The 16,850-nt window shown below is 65.6% G+C and carries 13 protein-coding genes; 12 read left to right on the forward strand and 1 reads right to left on the reverse strand.

Translation table 11 applies throughout. The annotated features are described in order from the left end of the window. The first annotated feature begins 173 nt into the window (after positions 1–173). The 8 genes from QUS11_00115 to QUS11_00150 all read left to right on the forward strand — a co-directional run bounded on the left by QUS11_00115 (position 174) and on the right by QUS11_00150 (position 8,579). Positions 174–1,895 carry an MATE family efflux transporter gene (locus QUS11_00115; GenBank protein ID MDM7991698.1) on the forward strand — a complete coding sequence of 574 codons (1,722 nt, stop codon included), beginning with the start codon at positions 174–176 and terminating at the stop codon, positions 1,893–1,895. A 20-nt stretch (positions 1,896–1,915) separates the two neighbouring features. Beyond that, the gene (locus QUS11_00120; protein ID MDM7991699.1) at positions 1,916–2,407 is read left to right on the forward strand and encodes a hypothetical protein; all 492 of its coding nucleotides are present in this window, start codon (positions 1,916–1,918) and stop codon (positions 2,405–2,407) included. A 127-nt stretch (positions 2,408–2,534) separates the two neighbouring features. Next, positions 2,535–3,203 carry a SagB/ThcOx family dehydrogenase gene (locus tag QUS11_00125; protein MDM7991700.1) on the forward strand — a complete coding sequence of 223 codons (669 nt, stop codon included), beginning with the start codon at positions 2,535–2,537 and terminating at the stop codon, positions 3,201–3,203. A 51-nt stretch (positions 3,204–3,254) separates the two neighbouring features. Further along, on the forward strand, positions 3,255–3,587 hold the full coding sequence (locus QUS11_00130; protein ID MDM7991701.1) for a DUF6150 family protein: 333 nt from the start codon (positions 3,255–3,257) through the stop codon (positions 3,585–3,587). A gap of 134 nt (positions 3,588–3,721) precedes the next feature. Then, entirely contained in the window at positions 3,722–4,534 is an 813-nt protein-coding gene (locus QUS11_00135; GenBank protein MDM7991702.1) for a hypothetical protein, read from the forward strand. Positions 4,535–4,568: 34 nt separating this feature from the next. Next, positions 4,569–6,914, forward strand: a complete 2,346-nt coding sequence (locus QUS11_00140; GenBank protein ID MDM7991703.1) for a PEP/pyruvate-binding domain-containing protein — start codon at positions 4,569–4,571, stop codon at positions 6,912–6,914. 19 nt (positions 6,915–6,933) lie between these two features. Next, entirely contained in the window at positions 6,934–7,806 is an 873-nt protein-coding gene (locus QUS11_00145) for a class I SAM-dependent methyltransferase (GenBank protein MDM7991704.1), read from the forward strand. Positions 7,807–7,886: 80 nt separating this feature from the next. Continuing rightward, the gene (locus tag QUS11_00150) at positions 7,887–8,579 is read left to right on the forward strand and encodes a hypothetical protein (GenBank protein ID MDM7991705.1); all 693 of its coding nucleotides are present in this window, start codon (positions 7,887–7,889) and stop codon (positions 8,577–8,579) included. Positions 8,580–8,974: 395 nt separating this feature from the next. On the opposite strand, the gene gdhA is transcribed toward QUS11_00150, so the two are convergent. Beyond that, positions 8,975–10,336: an NADP-specific glutamate dehydrogenase gene (gdhA, locus tag QUS11_00155; GenBank protein MDM7991706.1), complete on the reverse strand. Its 1,362-nt coding sequence runs from the start codon at positions 10,334–10,336 to the stop codon at positions 8,975–8,977. Positions 10,337–10,535: 199 nt separating this feature from the next. Here gdhA and QUS11_00160 point away from each other — a divergent pair, with 199 nt between their 5' ends. The 4 genes from QUS11_00160 to QUS11_00175 are packed head-to-tail and all read left to right on the forward strand — an operon-like array spanning position 10,536 to position 16,839. Next, on the forward strand, positions 10,536–13,505 hold the full coding sequence (locus QUS11_00160) for a PEP/pyruvate-binding domain-containing protein (protein MDM7991707.1): 2,970 nt from the start codon (positions 10,536–10,538) through the stop codon (positions 13,503–13,505). 31 nt (positions 13,506–13,536) lie between these two features. After that, positions 13,537–14,406, forward strand: a complete 870-nt coding sequence (locus QUS11_00165) for a sulfide/dihydroorotate dehydrogenase-like FAD/NAD-binding protein (GenBank protein MDM7991708.1) — start codon at positions 13,537–13,539, stop codon at positions 14,404–14,406. Further along, the gene (gltA, locus tag QUS11_00170) at positions 14,390–15,850 is read left to right on the forward strand and encodes an NADPH-dependent glutamate synthase (protein MDM7991709.1); all 1,461 of its coding nucleotides are present in this window, start codon (positions 14,390–14,392) and stop codon (positions 15,848–15,850) included. The genes QUS11_00165 and gltA overlap by 17 nt, the downstream gene beginning before the upstream one ends. After that, complete coding sequence (locus tag QUS11_00175) at positions 15,847–16,839, forward strand: response regulator (protein MDM7991710.1); 993 nt, start codon at positions 15,847–15,849, stop codon at positions 16,837–16,839. Before gltA ends, QUS11_00175 begins: the two co-directional genes overlap by 4 nt. Positions 16,840–16,850: the final 11 nt, after the last annotated feature.

The raw sequence follows: 16,850 nt of genomic DNA on the forward strand, positions 1-16,850 counted from the left end.
CGCTGTCTCGTGGGCTCGGAGATGTGTATAAGAGACAGCCCCGGTTCTTTCGGGAGTCATCGGAAACCGCAGGTCCGGACAGGGGCGGGCATGCCCCCTTCGATCCGGCGGCGGCCGCATGCGGAGCGCTCGATGATCCCGCACGGACAATCGGATGATGGAGACGAGGGCCGTTGAAGGATCTCACTACCGGCGGAGAGGCGCGCGCCCTCTTCGCATTCTCGGTTCCGATGCTGCTGGGGAACGTGTTCCAGCAGTTCTACAACATGGTGGACAGCGTAGTGGTGGGGAACTTCGTCGGAAAGACCGCACTAGCCGCCGTGGGAGCCTCCTTCCCGATCCTCATGCTGATGGTCTCCGTCCAGATCGGCCTGACGATGGGGGCCACGGTCCTGATAGCGCAGCAGTTCGGAGCGGGCGAGCGCGATCGCATCAGGACGACCGTCAACACCACCTACATCGCGATCTTCTGGTCGAGCGCGGTCCTTTCGATCGTCGGAGTCCTCGCGACGCCGTTCATCCTCAGGGCCATGCACATCCCGGACGACGTCCTTCCGGAAGCCTCCGCATATCTGCGCATCCTGTTCGCCGGCATGCTCGGGCCGTTCGGCTACAACACGGTTTCTGCGGTGCTCAGGGGCCTCGGCGACTCCAGGACCCCCCTCTACGCTCTCATCTTCTCCACCGTCGTCAACATCGTGCTGGATCTCGTATTCGTGGCGGTGTTCCACTGGGGAGTGGCGGGAGTGGCCTGGGCGACGGTCATCGCGCAGACCGCCTCCTTCCTCGCTGCGCTCGCGTTCCTCGACAAGCGCAATCCATACGTGCGGTTCTCCTTCCATGGGCTCTCGTTCGACCGGCCGACATTCGACCTGAGCATGAAGATCGGGCTGCCCAGCGGCCTCCAGCAGGGTCTCGTCGCCTTCGGGCACATGATCCTGATGAGGCTGGTGAACGGCTTCGGGACCGATGCAGTGGCGGGCTTCTCGGCGGCCAGCCGCCTCGACTCCTTCGCCATGATGCCGGCGATGAGTCTCAGCCAGGCGGTAACCACCTTCACGGGTCAGAACATAGGGGCCGGACGGGTCGACAGGGTGAGGAACGGGCTCAGGGCGGGGCTCCGCGTCAGCCTCGCGATCTCGGGCGTCATCGGCCTCGCCGTGATCCTGTCCAGCGGCGACCTGATATCGCTCTTCAACCAGGATCCGGGAGTGGTATCGGTCGGCGAGAGGTATCTCCTGGTCATCGGCATGTCATATTCCCTCTTCGGGATACTGTTCCTGATGAACGGGGTCTTCCGGGGGGCGGGGGAGGCCATGATACCCATGTACTCCACCATCCTGGCCCTGTGGCTGGTACGCGTGCCCTGCGCGGTGTGGTTCTCGTCGCGCATGGGTGTGGACGGCATCTGGTGGTCGGTACCCGCCGGCTGGACGGTCGGATGCGTCTTCACCGGCCTGTACTACGCTTCGGGCAGATGGAAGAGGAAGTCGCTGGTAGGTATGTCCGGGAGCGGGAGCGGCCCGGGGATGGAGGGAGAGGACATGGACAGGATGATTTCCTACTGCGGCCTCGTGTGTTCGGAGTGCCCCGCCCTCGTCGCCCGGAGGACCGGTGACGACGATCTGAGGCGCAGGACCGCCGCCGAGTGGTCGGCGATGCACGGGGCGGACGTGAGGCCCGAACACGTCGACTGCGACGGCTGCACGGCAGCGGGCGGCATCCATACGCCGCACTGCTTCGAATGCGGGATCAGGGCGTGCGGGATCGGGCGCCAGGTGGCCAACTGCGGCAGATGCGACGAGTATCCCGGCTGTCGGAAGATATCGGACTTCCTCGCGATGGTCCCGGATGCCAGGAAAGTGCTCGATGCCGAAAGGAACGGATCGGTCTGATCCCGGAAGGGGGGCTGGGCATGGACGGAACCTCCGGAACAGGCGGCGGCAGGGGGCCGCTGCTGTGGACGATGAACAAGGGGCCCATGCTGTTCATGATGCTCCCGGGCCTCGGGATGCTCATCGCGAGCTTCCTCGTGAGCCCGGAGGCGCTCACCGACGACGGATATCCCCTCGACATCTTCCTCCGTGCGATGGGCGGCTTCTTCATCCTGGTCAATGTCATCGTATTCGTCGTCTTCCACTTCATCAACAAGCGGAGGATCGACTTCCTCCAGAACGGGCTGGACGGCACGGCCACGGTGCTCGCCATGAACGAGACCGGCACTACCATCAACGACATGCCCGTGATGAAGCTGTCCCTGAAGGTGAACGACGGGTACAACCCCGAGAGGGTGGTCGTCCACAAGGAGACGATCCCGCTGAGCAGGCTCGTGGAGCTGAAGGCGGGCTCGGTGATCTCCGTCAAGGTGGACCGCAACAGGCCCGACAGGATCATGCTGCTCTACTAGATCAGGAATCCGGCTCCGGCTCCCGCCGGCTTGCTTTCCCCGCCGGGCATGTCGAGATTCACGCTGTCACGGTCCGCTGACCGGCGTCCGGGAGGTCCGGCTTCGAGCCTGCGGACATGGCGGGGACATGTCACTTCGCATTGTCGCGGCTGTTCTTGCGCTCTCGGCATGTGGAGCGGGTTCCGGCGGGGCGGTCGGGCTTCCGTCCATGCCTGCGGAATTGCCACCCGGAGCGGAGGCGCTGGGCGGACTCCTCTGCGGCCGTGAATCCATCCGCCTCTTCGGGAGCCGGCCCGCGACCCTCGAAGAGGCCTCGGCACTGCTGTGGGCCGCGTGCGGCCTCGTTCCGGACGGCCGGCGCACCGTTCCATCGGCCGGAGCCCTCTATCCCCTCGAGGTGTACCTCGTGGCCGGTGCCGTCGACGGCATCGACCCCGCACTCTACAGGTACCTGCCCCTGGACGGCGCACTGGAACCGCTGGCGGAGGGGGATCTCAGGAGCGCTCTCTCGGAGGCCTGCCTCGGGCAGCCCTGGGTGGCCTCCGCCCCGGCATCCGTGGTCATCTGCGCCCGGACTTCGGTGACGGCCGCGCGATACGGCGGGAGGGCCGCGCGGTATGCGACCCTCGAGGCCGGGCATTCGTCGCAGAACGTCTATCTCATGTGCGAAGCCCTCGGCCTCGGGACAGTGGCCGTCGGAGCCTTCGACGACTCCCTCGCGGCCGGGGTCCTCATGCTGGACAGCGGAGTCGAGGTGCTCTACGTGATGCCGTTCGGAGAGCCCGGGGAAGGGTGACGGGGAACGGCCAGGCAGGATGCAGTCGGGATAACCTTCGGAGGTGAAGCCATGCGGACCGTTCTGATGCTGATGGCCGCCTCGTGCCTGCCGGCGGCTGCCGGATCGGTCTTCGTGACCGACTACGAGTACCAGGCCGACCTCTCGGTATTCGTGGTCGATTACGAGTATCAGGCCGACCTCTGCGTATATGTCTGCGACTACGGCTACCAGGCCGACGACAGCGACTCGGTCTGGTTCTTCGAGGACTACGAGTACCAGGCCGATGTCTCGATCTTCTACGCGGACTACGAATACCAGGCCGACCTGCTGATATGCTTCGTCGACTACGAGTACCAGTCGGGCTGGCAGGGCGGGCATCCCTGGCGGGAGAGGCTCCACTGAAGCCCGGGCGGACGGGACGGGTTCGCACTGGAGGCCTGCAGGGACTCTGCTCGATCGTGATGCTGGGATGCTCCTGTGTCCTCGACCCGGAGGGTTCGGGCCCCGGATATCCGATCGAATACGACTGCTCCTATATGACCGATTCGATCGGCATCCCGCGCGCGTGTTCGTTCTCGTCGGACGGCCTGTATCTGACCTGCGCCTGCGAAGGGGGGCTCCTGACGGCCGAACTGGGAGAGCCCGCCGCGTTCATCCCGACCGGGGCCCCTCTGACCGATGCGGCCTTCTTCCGGGGGACGCACACGGTCTGCGCCGCCTCCGGTGAATCTCTCCTGGTGGCCGGCCCCGGCTCGGAGCAGTCCTGGACGGACGCCGGATCGGTGGTCCTGTTCGTCGAAACCTCCGGTGACGGAGTGCTGGCTGTGCTCGCCGACGGGTCGATGCTGCAGGCCGGCCGCGATCTCTCCTTCAGGAGGACCGTTGAAGTCCCGGTCGGCGCACCTCTGTCGGCCATCGTCCTCGGCGGCGACCTCTTCCTGGGATTCGCAGACAGCCTGGCCAGGCTGGATGCCGTCACGGGAGCGGTCGAACTCACGGTCGGCACCATGGGCGCCGTCGTGGATCTCTTCGACGCCGGAGCGGGCAGGCCGGGAGCCTCCGTCCAGGGGACGAACATGCTCTGGGTGCTCGATCCCGGTGATCTCTCGGCAGAACTGCTCGTCACCTTCCCGGGATTTCCTGCGGAAGGCGCCGCCACTCCTGACGGTCTCTACTTCTATGCAGGGGGCGATCCCTCGCTGGGGCTCCACGTGGCCGCATCCTCGGGGGAGCTGGATTGGTCCTCGGCCGCATGGGGCGGGACGGCCGACCTGGCATTCTCTCCTGACAGCCAGCATGTGATGGCCGCTTCCACGACGAACAAGACGATCCTCGTGATGGGATACTGAAGGCGATCCGCCCGGGTCGTCCCAGGGAGGCTCCATGACGGCAGAAGCACAGGACAGTGAGACCGGAGAGGCCATTCCGAAGCCCGAGTGGAAGGTCATAGTCGATCTGCTCTGGGAGACCAATCCGCTGCTGGTGAACCGCCTGGGCCGCAAGATGATGAACTATCTCTTCAAGCGCGGCGTGACCCGCATAGGCGACGTGATGCAGCGGCTCCTAAGCCACGGCGACGGCTCAGGGCTCGGCGACTCCCTCGAGGAGAACCAGGCCCTGCCCCGCATCGACTACGAAGCGCTCGAGAACTTCATCGACGAGGTCTTCAAGATCGCCGAGGCCGAGCTGTCGGCCGAGGAGATCAACAGCATGCTGCTCAACTGGTTCAGGCTGGAGAACACACGTTTCCTGACATCGGCGGCTGAGAAGCGCGACATCCCCCTGGCCCAGATCTCCGAGGCGGTGGAGAGGTTCAGCAAGCTGCCGGAACAGCAGAAGAACCTGGCCCCTGAGGACAGGATCGGCATCAGGGTGGCCCTCATCCGCAGGTTCTTCACAGACGACCTGGACTACATCGACGACGTGAAGAAGCACGTCACGATCTCCGACTTCTCGAACATGCTCAGGCACACGATCGGACCGGCCTCGGGCAACGGCAAGCTGGGCGGCAAGTCGGCCGGCCTGTTCAGGGCGGACAGGATCCTTCAGGCCGCCAAGAACGAGAGCGTGGTGCTGCGGAACCTCAGGACCCCCAAGACCTGGTACGTCGTCTCCGACGGAATCCTCGAGTTCGTCCACCACAACGCGCTGGAGGAGCTGCTCTCGATCAAGTACAGCGATCCGTCCGAGATCCGCCAGGAGTTCATGTACCTCAGGCAGATCTTCAAGAACTCGTTCCTCCCGGCCGACATCATGAACGGCCTTTCGATGATGCTGGACGACTTCGGCGAAGCGCCCCTGATCGTGAGATCGTCGAGTCTGCTCGAAGACAGCGCCGGATCGGCCTTCGCCGGCAAGTACAAGAGCCTCTTCGTAGCGAACCAGGGCACGAAGAAGGAGAGGCTGGAGGCGGTGGCCGACGCACTGGTCGAAGTATACGCCAGCGTCTTCGCCCCGGACCCCATCGAGTACAGAAGGGAGAGGGGGCTCCTGGACTTCCACGAGGAGATGGGGATACTCATCCAGGAGGTCGTCGGGACCAGGGTGGGCGACTACTACTTCCCCGCATACTCGGGCGTGGCGTTCAGCAGGAACGAGTTCAGGTGGTCCCCGAGGATCCGGAGGGACGACGGAGTCATCAGGCTCGTGACCGGGCTGGGGACCAGGGCCGTGGACAGGATCGGCGAGGACTATCCCGTCCTCGTCAGCCCCGGCCAGCCGGGGCTGAAGGTGAACCTCACCCCCGAGGACATAGTGAGGTACGCACAGAAGAGCGTCGATCTCGTGAACCTGAGCACGAGGCGCTTCGAGACCATGGGCTTCGACAGGCTGGTGCGGGAGCACTACAGGGACTATCCCGCCCTCTCCTACATCATCTCCCTCTACGGCGACGGCAACCTCGTCCCGCCGGTCGGGACGATGCTCAACCTCGACGAGCAGTACCCCGTCGTGACGTTCCAGAGGCTGCTGTCGCAGAGCCCGTTCGTGCCGCAGATGAAGGCCATTCTCGAGATCCTCGAACGGGAGCTCGGGTTCCCGGTCGACATCGAGTTCGCCTATGAGGGCGACATCCAGACTCCCTGCCTCCTCCAGTGCCGTCCCCAGAGCCACAGCAAGGGCAGGCAGGACGTGGTGCTGCCCAGGGACCTCGACGGGGCGGACGTGCTCTTCACCGCCGAGAAGTTCATCACGAGCGGCATGGTCAGCGGGATCGAGTACATAGTGTACGTGGATCCGGACGGATATGACGACATCCCCAGCATGGAGGCCCTGTACGACTGCGGCAGGATCGTGGGGAGGCTCAATCAGAAGCTGCCTTCCAAGCGCTTCATCCTGATGGGTCCCGGGCGCTGGGGCAGCAGGGGGGACATCAAGCTGGGAGTGCACGTCGGGTACAGCGACATCAACAACACGTCGATGCTGATAGAGATAGCGAAGACCAAGAGGGGCTACGTGCCCGACCTCTCGTTCGGGACCCACTTCTTCCAGGATCTCGTGGAGGCGGACATCAAGTACCTGCCGCTCTACCCCGACGATCCGGGGATAGTGTTCAACCACGACTTCTTCAGGCTCTCTCACAACCAGCTCAGGAAGCTCGTGCCGGGATCGGAGCACCTGGAGGACGTGATCAGGGTCATCAGGGTCGGGCGCGAGAAGCAGGGCGCCACCGCATCGGTAGCCATGGACGGGGACTCCGACCGCGCCATCGGCTACATCGTCCGCGGCTGACCGCGGCGGAGCCGGTTCGATGAGGCGCCGGGCACGGTCGAGCGGGATGGGGGAGGAGGCGTCCCGCGAGGCTCCCGGGTCCGTCCCGCGCTGTCCCCTCTGCGGCGGGACGGAGTCCCGGACATCGTACCGGCAGGGCGACGGGGGGCAGTTCGAGTTCCGCAGATGCCTCTCCTGCAGGCTGGTCTGGTACGACCCCGCGGGAGGGCTCGATCAGGGCAAGTACTCCAGGAGCCTGCCCGACCCGCTGTCGGGGGAGGGGGCCGCCAACACCTCCCAGACAGCCTCCTGGGCCTTCATCCGGCAGGCCGTCCCGAAGAAGGGCTCCCTCCTGGACATCGGCTGCGGCAACGGCAGGCTCATCCATCTGGCGGCCGGGGACGGCTGGCGGGCCGAGGGCGTAGAGATCTCGCACGAAGCCGCCGGGCAGGTCTCGCGAAGGACGGGCCTGCCCGTTCATGCCGGGTTGTTCCCGGGCGCGATGCCGTCCCTGCCTGGGAAGTACGATCTCGTCGTGCTGAGGCATGTGCTGGAGCACATCCCGGATCCCGTCGCCGCGATGGAGGCCCTGGGCTCGCTGCTTGCCGAAGACGGGCGCGCCCTGCTGGAATTCCCCAACATCGACAGCCTGGACGCCGGGTGGAGGAGGCTCGTGGGGAGGCTCGGGCTCCATCGGAAGAGGTACCGCCCTGGGTACGTGCCGGGGCACTGCTGCGAGTACTGCCGCGGCTCGTTCGAGTTCCTCCTGCGCAGCTCGGGCATGGTCCTCGAGCGCTGGGAGACCTATTCGAGCCGGCCCTGTCTCGCTCCCCTGCTCCGGGCCTTGCCCGTGGGCGGCAAGGCCCGGGCGCTGGTCAGGCTCGAAGGACACCGGCCGCAGGGCCGTGTGTAACTCCAGTGGGGTTTTTCCTGTCTCTGCCCGTGCGGACCCGGGCCGGGCGATCCGGCTCCGTCGCGCGATTGGAGGGATCGATGGTTTTCAGGCTTCTTCCGCTGGTTCTCCTGGCAGCCTCTGCGGCGGCCGATTTCTCCGACGATTTCGAGTCCTACACGCCCGGTCAGGACCCCGAAGCCTCGGGCGACTGGCTAAGGTCCGAATATGGCGGGCACGCTTGGGTGGCCTCCCTGGGAGGCGGCCAGGTCCTCGAGGCGGCCTTCGAGGATTCGCTGGCCGTCGGCTATGTCTGCACGGCAGCCGGTGACTGGGATGACGGCTCGGTGGGGATGTCCTTCAGCCCGGACGGGGACGGCGCGTACTGCTGCGTGCTGGCCAGGATGGTGACCTCGGGGGAGACCTATGCCGGCGGCCTGGTCACCGTCATGCAGCCGGTCACAACCGCATTCCTGGCCTACGTGAACGCCTCGGGGGACTTCGAGGTCCTCTGGTCCGGGTTCGGGCCCTTCGTGTCGCAGGGGGAATGGGTCGACCTGGAGATGACCCTCGAAGGGTCTACGGATGTCGTGCTCACGCTATACTGCGATGGCAGCCTGGCAGGGACGGCGACCGACGCGGTCCACGCCCTCGGGCCGGGGCTGTCCGGCTTCGCGATGCTCCGCGATCCTGAAGAGGTCGTACCCGGCGTCTCGGCGGACGACTTCGAGGTCGTTCTCGACCCTTCGTCCCTCGAATCCCGCACCTTCGCCCAGATCAAGCGGCTCCTCTGACGGGGTCAGGCTACTCCTGCGTTGACGAACCACGAATATAGGCGATTTATCGTTGATCCGGCGGATATTCTCCAGTTCTGCCGACACCGATGTCGCAGAACTCAACCCAACCGCATTATTCCGGCTTTCCACCCGGGGTCTGGCTACTTTTGCGTTAACAAACCGCGATATCCGGGAACCATCACGGCTGTTTATGCGGGGGACTGATCGATAAACGATCATTTTCGGCTAGCTGGGTTTTATTCTGTCGAAAATGGTACTCGAAAGCATGCCCGACCGGGGTCTGACCCCGGCTTAGCGGTCCCCGGCTCCCTGAAACCGGACACCGGACACCGGCTGCCCCGAATGAAAGGGGCGGCCGCGGGGCCGCCCCTCCGGGATGTGGCGATCGAGTTCTAGAGAACGCCCTGCGCCAGCATGGCGTTCGCGACCTTCATGAATCCGGCGGCGTTGGCGCCGAGCACGTAGTTGCCCTTTTCGCCGTAGGTCTCGGATGCGGCGTAGGCCTGGGCGTGGATGCCCGCCATGATGCTCTGCAGTTTCCTGTCGACCTCCTCGCGCGACCAGCTCGAGAAGCAGGCGTTCTGAGCCATCTCGAGCCCGCTGGTGGAGACTCCGCCCGCGTTGGCGGCCTTGCCGGGGCCGTACAGGATCTTCTTCTGCAGGAACAGCTCGACGCCCTCCGGGACCGTCGGCATGTTCGCGCCTTCCGATACGACTGTGATCCCGTTGTTCACGAGGTTGGCCGCATCCCTGGCATTGATCTCGTTCTGGGTCGCGCACGGGAAGGCGCAGTCCGCCTTGTGAGCCCAGAGCGGGTTATGGTCGAGCGCCGGATCGACTTCCTTGTAGACCACTCCGGGGAACTCCTCGGCGTACTCGCTCATGCGGCCGCGCCTGACGTTCTTGAGGTCCATGACGTACTTCATCTTGTCGGCCGTGATCCCCGCCTCGTCGTAGACGTAGCCCGTGGAGTCGGAGAGGGTGACCACCTTCCCTCCGAGCTGATTGATCTTCTGGACTGCGTACTGGGCGACGTTGCCAGAGCCCGACACGAGGCAGGTCTTGCCCTCCATGGTCATGTTGCGGGTCTTGAGCATCTCCGCCGCGAAGTAGACGGTGCCGTATCCGGTGGCTTCCGGTCTCACCAGGCTGCCGCCGTAGGGCAGTCCCTTGCCGGTGAGCACGCCGTTCCAGGTGCCGGTGATCTTCTTCCAGGTCCCGAACAGGAAGCCGATCTCGCGCCCGCCGACGCCGATGTCGCCGGCCGGCACGTCCGTGTTGGGGCCGATGTAGCGGAACAGCTCGGTCATGAAGGCGCGGCAGAAGCGCTCGACCTCGGCATCGGTCTTGCCCTTCGGGTCGAAGTCCGAACCGCCCTTGCCCCCGCCCATGGGTATGCCGGTGAGCGAGTTCTTGAAGATCTGCTCGAAGGCGAGGAACTTGAGGATGCCCAGGTTGACCGAGGGATGGAACCGGAGGCCGCCCTTGTAGGGGCCTATGGCGCTGTTGGCCTGGATGCGGAAGCCGCGGTTGACTTCCACATCGCCGTTGTCACGCTCCCATGCGACGCGGAACATGATCACGCGCTCGGGTTCGACGAGTCTGTCGACCACCTTGGCCTTGCGGAACTCGGGATGCTTCTCGATGACGGGTCCCAGGGATTCCAGCACCTCCATCACGGCCTGATGGAACTCCGGCTGGTTGGGATCGCGCTTCAGAACGGACTGGTAAACCCTCTCCAGCTCTGGAAGCATCGCGTCTCCTCTCGATGGGTGTTACCGCTCGGGCACCATCGAAGGCCCAAGACTAGCCGTAACCGCACCCGGCGTCAAGGACCGTAAACGCCCATTCCAAAGGAGTTTCGGGCTTGACCGGAGGGCGGCCGGAGCTTATTCTGCGGGATCGTTTCCGCGGCATCGCAGACCTCGTCTCATGCAGCTCGGGAGGTCCCGTTTGAGCGAGCCGGGCAGGCAGGGAGCCTTCGACAGGATCACCCTCGACACGCCCGCCGCCCTCGGCTACGAGAGTCTCTCCCGCTTCGCCATCTCGAGGATCCTCTTCGTTTCGAGCCTCTACGACTATTTCATCCTCGAAGAGGACGGCCGGCTGGGCGATCTCCTGGCCCGTTCCAACGGCTCCGCCCCGAGGCTGATGCAGATCAGCGGCGGGGAGAACGCGCTCGCCGAACTGACATCCGGCCGATACGACCTCGTCGTCACCCTGATGCGCCTGGGCGACATGGACCCGTTCACGTTCGGCCGCCGCGTCCACGGGATCGCGCCCGGGATGCCCGTCATGGTCCTCGCATACAACACTCCGGAGCTGCCACGCCTGGTGGCCATGTCCGACCCCGGAGCCGTGGATGCGATCTTCGTCTGGCTGGGCGACGGCAACCTGCTCCAGGGAATGATCCGTATGGCCGAGGATTGCCGCAACGCCCCTGCAGACTGCGGTGAGCTGGGCGTCCCGGCGCTCATGGTGGTCGAGGATTCGGTCTTCTTCTACTCCCGCTACCTGCACGAGATCCACGTGATGATCTCCACCCTCCAGGAAGAGATCCTCTCGTCGAAGGCCCTCTCTCCGGCGCAGCTCGCCGTGCGCGGGAGGGCCAGGCCGAAGGTGCTCCTCGCCACCAGCCGCGAACAGGCGGAGGAGTACCTGGAGAAGTACGGCGAGGTGATGCTGGGCGTGATCACGGACCAGTCCTTCCCGTGCAGCGGGGAGGACGACCGGGAGGCCGGGCTGAGGCTGATCGAGCGGATACGGAGGGACCACCCCCACATGCCCGTCCTCCTCCAGACCTCCGAGGACACCGACGGAGCCAGCGCATGTGCGCTCGGTGCCTCGTTCGTCCACAAGTCCTCCCCGACGCTGATGAAGACCATCCGCAAGGAGCTGACGGACAGGTTCGGATTCGGCCCGCTCTCTCTGGAGGATCCCGAAACGGGCCGGATAGACAGGATAGAGACGCTCGACTCGTTCTTCCTGGCGCTCGACCGCTCACCCGCCCCTGCGGTGGCCGCGGCCTGCGAGAAGGGTGCCGTGCGCCGCTGGCTGATGGTCCACGCAGAGCTGGACCTGGCCCGGAGGCTGCATTCGGTCGCGCGGAGGGACGGCGAGGACGATGCCGGCCTGAGGGGCCGCATCTCGGATGAAGCCCGGAAATGGCGGAAGGAGAGCCACAGGGGCAGCATACCGCCCTACAGCAGGTCCTTCTACGAGGATTACGCCCAGTTCAGCAGGATCGGTTCCGGGTCCATCGGCGGAAAAGGTCGCGGGCTGGCCTTCATCGACCGGGTGCTCACAGGCAGCCTAAGCCCGGACGCCTTCCCCGGCGTCTCGGTGTCGATCCCCAGGACGCTGGTGCTGACCACGGAGGTGTTCGACGAGTTCATGGAGCAGAACGACCTGCTGGAGCCCGTCCTGTCCGAGACGAGGGACCTCTCGATCGCAGGCAGGTTCCAGAGGGCCGATCTGCCGCCGACGGTCCTCGGCGACCTCAGGGACTTCCTCGGCGAGGTGCGCGCGCCCCTGGCGGTCAGGTCCTCCAGCCTCCTCGAGGATGCATTGTACCAGCCCTTCGCCGGGATCTACGCCACGAAGATGCTGCCCAACGGCAACCCGTCCTTCGACGAGAGGTTCAGGGCCTTCACATCGGCCATCAAGCTGGTCTACTCCTCGACCTACCTGCGTCAGGCGAGGGCCTACATCCAGTCGACGAACCACAGGCCCGAGGAGGAGAAGATGGCCGTCCTCATACAGCCCGTCGTCGGCCGGATTCACGGAGAGAGATACTATCCGCACTTCTCGGGCGTCGGGCGGTCGTACGACTACTATCCCGCAGGCGGCGCGAAACCCGAGGACGGCGTGGTCAACGCGGCCGTCGGCCTGGGGAAGACGATAGTCGATGGCGGAGTATCGCTCAGGTTCTCACCGAAGCATCCCGGCATCCTGCCCCAGTTCACCGGGGTCCGCGACATGCTCTCCCTCTCTCAGAGGACTCTGTGGGCGCTCGACATGAGCAGCGGCGCAGGAGCGGGGATGGACGAGGAGGAGGACCAGTACCTCCTGAGGCTCGGCCTCGAGGATGCCGAGAGGGACGGCATACTGGACTGGCTCGCCTCGACCTACTCGCCCGAGGACGACAGGGTCTATGACGGGATAGCGAGGTCCGGTGCGAGGGTGGTGGACTTCGCCCACGTGCTCAAGAACCGAGTCTTCCCTCTCGCGGAGATATCGGACTCGGTCCTCGAGATAGGGCGCAGGGCCATGAACTGCCCGGTCGAGATAGAGTTCGCGGGCGTCCTGTCCGGGAGGACGGCTCTTCCCGCCGAGTTCTCGCTCCTTCAGATAAGGCCGATGGTCGCGGGCGACGAGCTCGTCACGGTCGATCTCGACGGAGTGGACACCGGAGGAGCGCTCTGCTCGAGCGGGCGCGTACTGGGGAACGGAACCCGGAGCGACATCGCCGACATCGTGTTCGTGAAGCCGGACAGCTTCCAGGCTGCGAACACGAAGATGATCGCGAGGGAGATCGACTCGTTCAACACCGTCCTCGCCCGGGAGGGCAGGCCGTACCTGCTCGCGGGTCCGGGCCGCTGGGGTTCCTCCGATCCGTGGCTGGGCGTCCCCGTGAACTGGAGCCAGATAAGCGGGGTGAAGGCGATAATCGAAGTCACGCTTCCCGGGATGAATGTAGATCCGTCGCAGGGGTCGCACTTCTTCCAGAACATGACTTCGCTGCGGATAGGATACTTCACGGTGTCGCACTCCGATTCGACGGAGCTGATGGACTGGCAGTGGCTGCTGTCCCTGCCCGCGGCAGGGGAGACCGCATCGGTGAGGCATGTCAGGCTCGAGAATCCCCTGACCGTCATGATAGACGGAAGGAGCGGGCGGGGGCTGGTGCTCAAGCCGCGCTGAGGAAAAGGTCGGAGAATCTCCGGAGGTGTCAGTGGAACCCGGCAGGATCGTATCAAAGAAGCCACTCGGTCCGGATGTGACGATGTACTGGGTGTTCGCGCCCGATATCGCGAGGCGTCGCAAACCCGGCCAGTTCGTGATAGTTAGGATCGCGGGCCAGGGCGAGCGGATCCCGCTCACGATAGCCGATGCCGATCCCGAAGCCGGGACCTTGAGCCTCGTCGTGCAGTCCGTGGGCAAATCCACCCGGCAGATGGCGATGCTCGAGGAGGGTTCGAGCCTGCAGGACATCGCAGGCCCCCTGGGCACGCCGACGCACATCGAGCGGTTCGGGACCGTGATCTGCTGCGGCGGCGGCATCGGCACGGCACCTCTCCATCCCATCACGCAGGCGCTTCACGAGGCCGGCAACAGGGTCCTGACCGTGCTGTGCGCCCGGACTGCAGGCCTGCTGGTGATGGTGGAGGAGATGGGGAAGGTCAGCGACGAGGTGCTGGTGATGACCGACGACGGCTCCAGGGGCACGAAGGGGCTGGCCACCGACGGGATCAGGATCGTCGCGGGGCGCGTGCCGGCCGTGGACCATGCGTTCGTCATCGGCCCCCCCGTGATGATGAAGTTCGCGAGCGCCGTCACCAGGGAGCTCGGCATACCGACCACCGTCAGCCTGAACCCGATAATGATCGACGGCACCGGGATGTGCGGATGCTGCCGGGTTACGGTCGGCGGCAGGACGCGGTTCGCCTGCGTCGACGGCCCGGAGTTCGACGGACACCAGGTGGACTTCGACGAGCTGATGAGGCGGCTGTCCGCGTACAGGGACCAGGAGCGCTCCGCCATGGAGCATTTCGAGGGCGGGTGCATGCTCACCGGATCGGGGGGACATGGAAGCGAAGGATAGGCTGGCGATACCGCCCCAGCCCATGCCCGAGCAGGCTCCGTCGGAGAGGATCGGGAACCTGCGCGAGGTCCCCCTCGGCTTCACCCCGGAGGCGGCCGTGGTCGAGGCGAGGCGCTGCCTGCAGTGCAGGAAGGCGTTCTGCACCGAGGGCTGCCCCGTGGGAGTGGACATCCCGGGTTTCCTCGAGGCCGTGGAGAGGGGCGATTTCGCGTCAGGCATCGGGATCATCAGGAGGAGGAACGCGCTCCCCGCGGTCTGCGGCAGGGTCTGTCCGCAGGAGCAGCAGTGCCAGCTCGCCTGCACGGTGGGCAAGTTCCACCACGATCCCGGGAAGTCAGTGAGCATAGGCAGGATAGAGCGCTTCCTCGCGGACTGGGAGAGGGAGACCGGGGCGGCACAGGCCTCCGTGAAGGCTCCCCCCACCGGCAGGAGGGTCGCCGTGATCGGGAGCGGCCCGGCCGGGCTCACCGTGGCGGGCGACCTCATCCTCCTCGGGCATTCCGTCACCGTGTTCGAGGCCCTTCACCAGGCCGGAGGCGTCCTCGTCTACGGCATCCCCGAGTTCAGGCTCCCCAAGGCCATCGTGAGGCGCGAGGTGGAGCTGCTCGGGAATCTCGGGGTCGAGTTCAGGCTCGACACGATCGCGGGCAGGACCCGCCCCGTGGACGAGCTGGTGCGCGAGTACGACGCCGTGTTCATCGGGTCGGGCGCAGGGCTCCCGAAGTTCCAGGGGATCCCCGGAGAGAACCTCCTGGGGGTCTATTCGGCCAACGAGTACCTGACCCGGGCCAACCTGATGAAGGCTTATGACTTCCCTGCAGCGGACACCCCCATCCAGAGGGGGAGGACCGTGGTGACCGTCGGGGGGGGCAACGTGGCGATGGACTGCGCCCGGACCGCCCTCAGGATGGGCGCCGAACGATCCCTCGTCGTGTACAGGAGATCGGAGGCGGAGATGCCCGCCCGCCGCGAGGAGGTCCATCACGCCCGGGAGGAGGGCGTCGAGTTCCACCTCCTCGAGAACCCGGTCGAGATAACCGGAGGGCGGGGGGGCTGGGTCGAGGGCGTCAGGATCGTGCGCATGACCCTGGGCGAGCCGGACTCGTCCGGGCGCCGCAGATCCATCCCGATCGAAGGATCGGAATTCGTGCAGGAGGCCGACGAGGTGCTGGTGGCCATCGGGAACAGCCCGAACCCGCTCGTCCCGTCGTCGTTCCCGGAGATCGAGACCACACGGTGGGGCGGGATAGTGGTGAACGAGGCGACCGGGCAGACTTCCGTCAGGGGGGTCTTCGCCGGTGGCGACATCGTCCTCGGTGCCGCCACCGTGATCCTCGCGATGGGGCAGGGCCGAATAGCCGCGCGGGCGATGCATGCATACCTCTCCACCGGAAGGTGGGAGGGGCTGGAAGAGATAACCGGAGCGGAGGGGGGCCAGAGTTGAAGGGCAGGGTGCTGATAATCGACGACGAAGCCGAGATAAGGCGCAACCTGACTGTGGGTCTGACCCAGGAGGGGTACGGCGCCACCGCCTGCCCCGACGGCATCTCCGCCATACACGAGCTGAACAGGGCGGGCACCGCCGGCGAGGGATACGACTTCCTCGTCACGGACATATTCATGCCCGACATCGACGGTATGAAGATCCTCAAGGTCATCAAGAACCAGTACCCGGACCTGCCGGTGCTCGTGATCACGGCCTTCGGCGACGACAGGCTGAAGTACACCGCCCTCTCGGAGGCCAACACGGCCTATCTGGACAAGCCATTCGAGATCGACGACCTGGTCCGGGCGCTGGAGTCGCTGTCGCCGGGGGCCGCCACCGGGGCGCCGGAGGCGTCGGCGGACAAGGGCGAACCGGTCGTCAGGGAGTCCGTGAGCGCCTATCTGACGGTGAGGATCACCGAGCCCGAGAGGAGCATGGAGATCTTCAACGACCTGAGGTCCCTGGAGGGAGTGCAGTCCTGCGACGCGGTGCGGGGTGACGTGGACATCATCCTCCTCGGGCAGGCCTCCTCCCCCGAGGGCATCAGGGCGATCTTCTCCCGGGTGGGCGCGGTGCGGGGCGTGGAAGTCGTCTCCGTCTCGCCCGTCGAGAGGCCCAGGCTGGACAGGGACGTCAGCGAGTTCATCGAATCCTACCGCAGGACCGTGAAGGTCCAGACCGGGACCGAGGCCAGGAGGCAGCCCGGGACCACGAGCTACATCATCGCGGACATAGACCCGGGCTCGATCCAGAAGATCTTCACCACGGTCTTCTTCATCGACGAGGTGATCTTCTGCGACGTGACGGACGACGGCAGGAGGCTCGTCGGGATGATCACGGGGCAGGGGGCCGTGGGCAGGACTCCGAGGATCGTCGAGAAGCTGAGCCAGATCGACGGCGTTCTCAGGGTGCGCGAGGCCAGAGTCATCCGACTCGTAGACGAGTAAAGGAGCCCGGG

This window comes from Candidatus Fermentibacter sp., from assembly GCA_030373045.1.
GTDB lineage: Bacteria > Fermentibacterota > Fermentibacteria > Fermentibacterales > Fermentibacteraceae > Fermentibacter.

Bases quoted from the DNA above. Each gene is read 5' to 3' on its own strand.
- QUS11_00120 (MDM7991699.1), top strand. From the start codon at position 1,916: ATGGACGGAACCTCCGGAACAGGCGGCGGCAGGGGGCCGCTGCTGTGG.
- QUS11_00125 (MDM7991700.1), top strand. From the start codon at position 2,535: ATGTCACTTCGCATTGTCGCGGCTGTTCTTGCGCTCTCGGCATGTGGA.
- QUS11_00130 (MDM7991701.1), top strand. From the start codon at position 3,255: ATGCGGACCGTTCTGATGCTGATGGCCGCCTCGTGCCTGCCGGCGGCT.
- QUS11_00135 (MDM7991702.1), top strand. From the start codon at position 3,722: ATGACCGATTCGATCGGCATCCCGCGCGCGTGTTCGTTCTCGTCGGAC.
- QUS11_00140 (MDM7991703.1), top strand. From the start codon at position 4,569: ATGACGGCAGAAGCACAGGACAGTGAGACCGGAGAGGCCATTCCGAAG.
- QUS11_00145 (MDM7991704.1), top strand. From the start codon at position 6,934: ATGAGGCGCCGGGCACGGTCGAGCGGGATGGGGGAGGAGGCGTCCCGC.
- QUS11_00150 (MDM7991705.1), top strand. From the start codon at position 7,887: ATGGTTTTCAGGCTTCTTCCGCTGGTTCTCCTGGCAGCCTCTGCGGCG.
- gdhA (MDM7991706.1), bottom strand. From the start codon at position 10,336: ATGCTTCCAGAGCTGGAGAGGGTTTACCAGTCCGTTCTGAAGCGCGAT.
- gltA (MDM7991709.1), top strand. From the start codon at position 14,390: ATGGAAGCGAAGGATAGGCTGGCGATACCGCCCCAGCCCATGCCCGAG.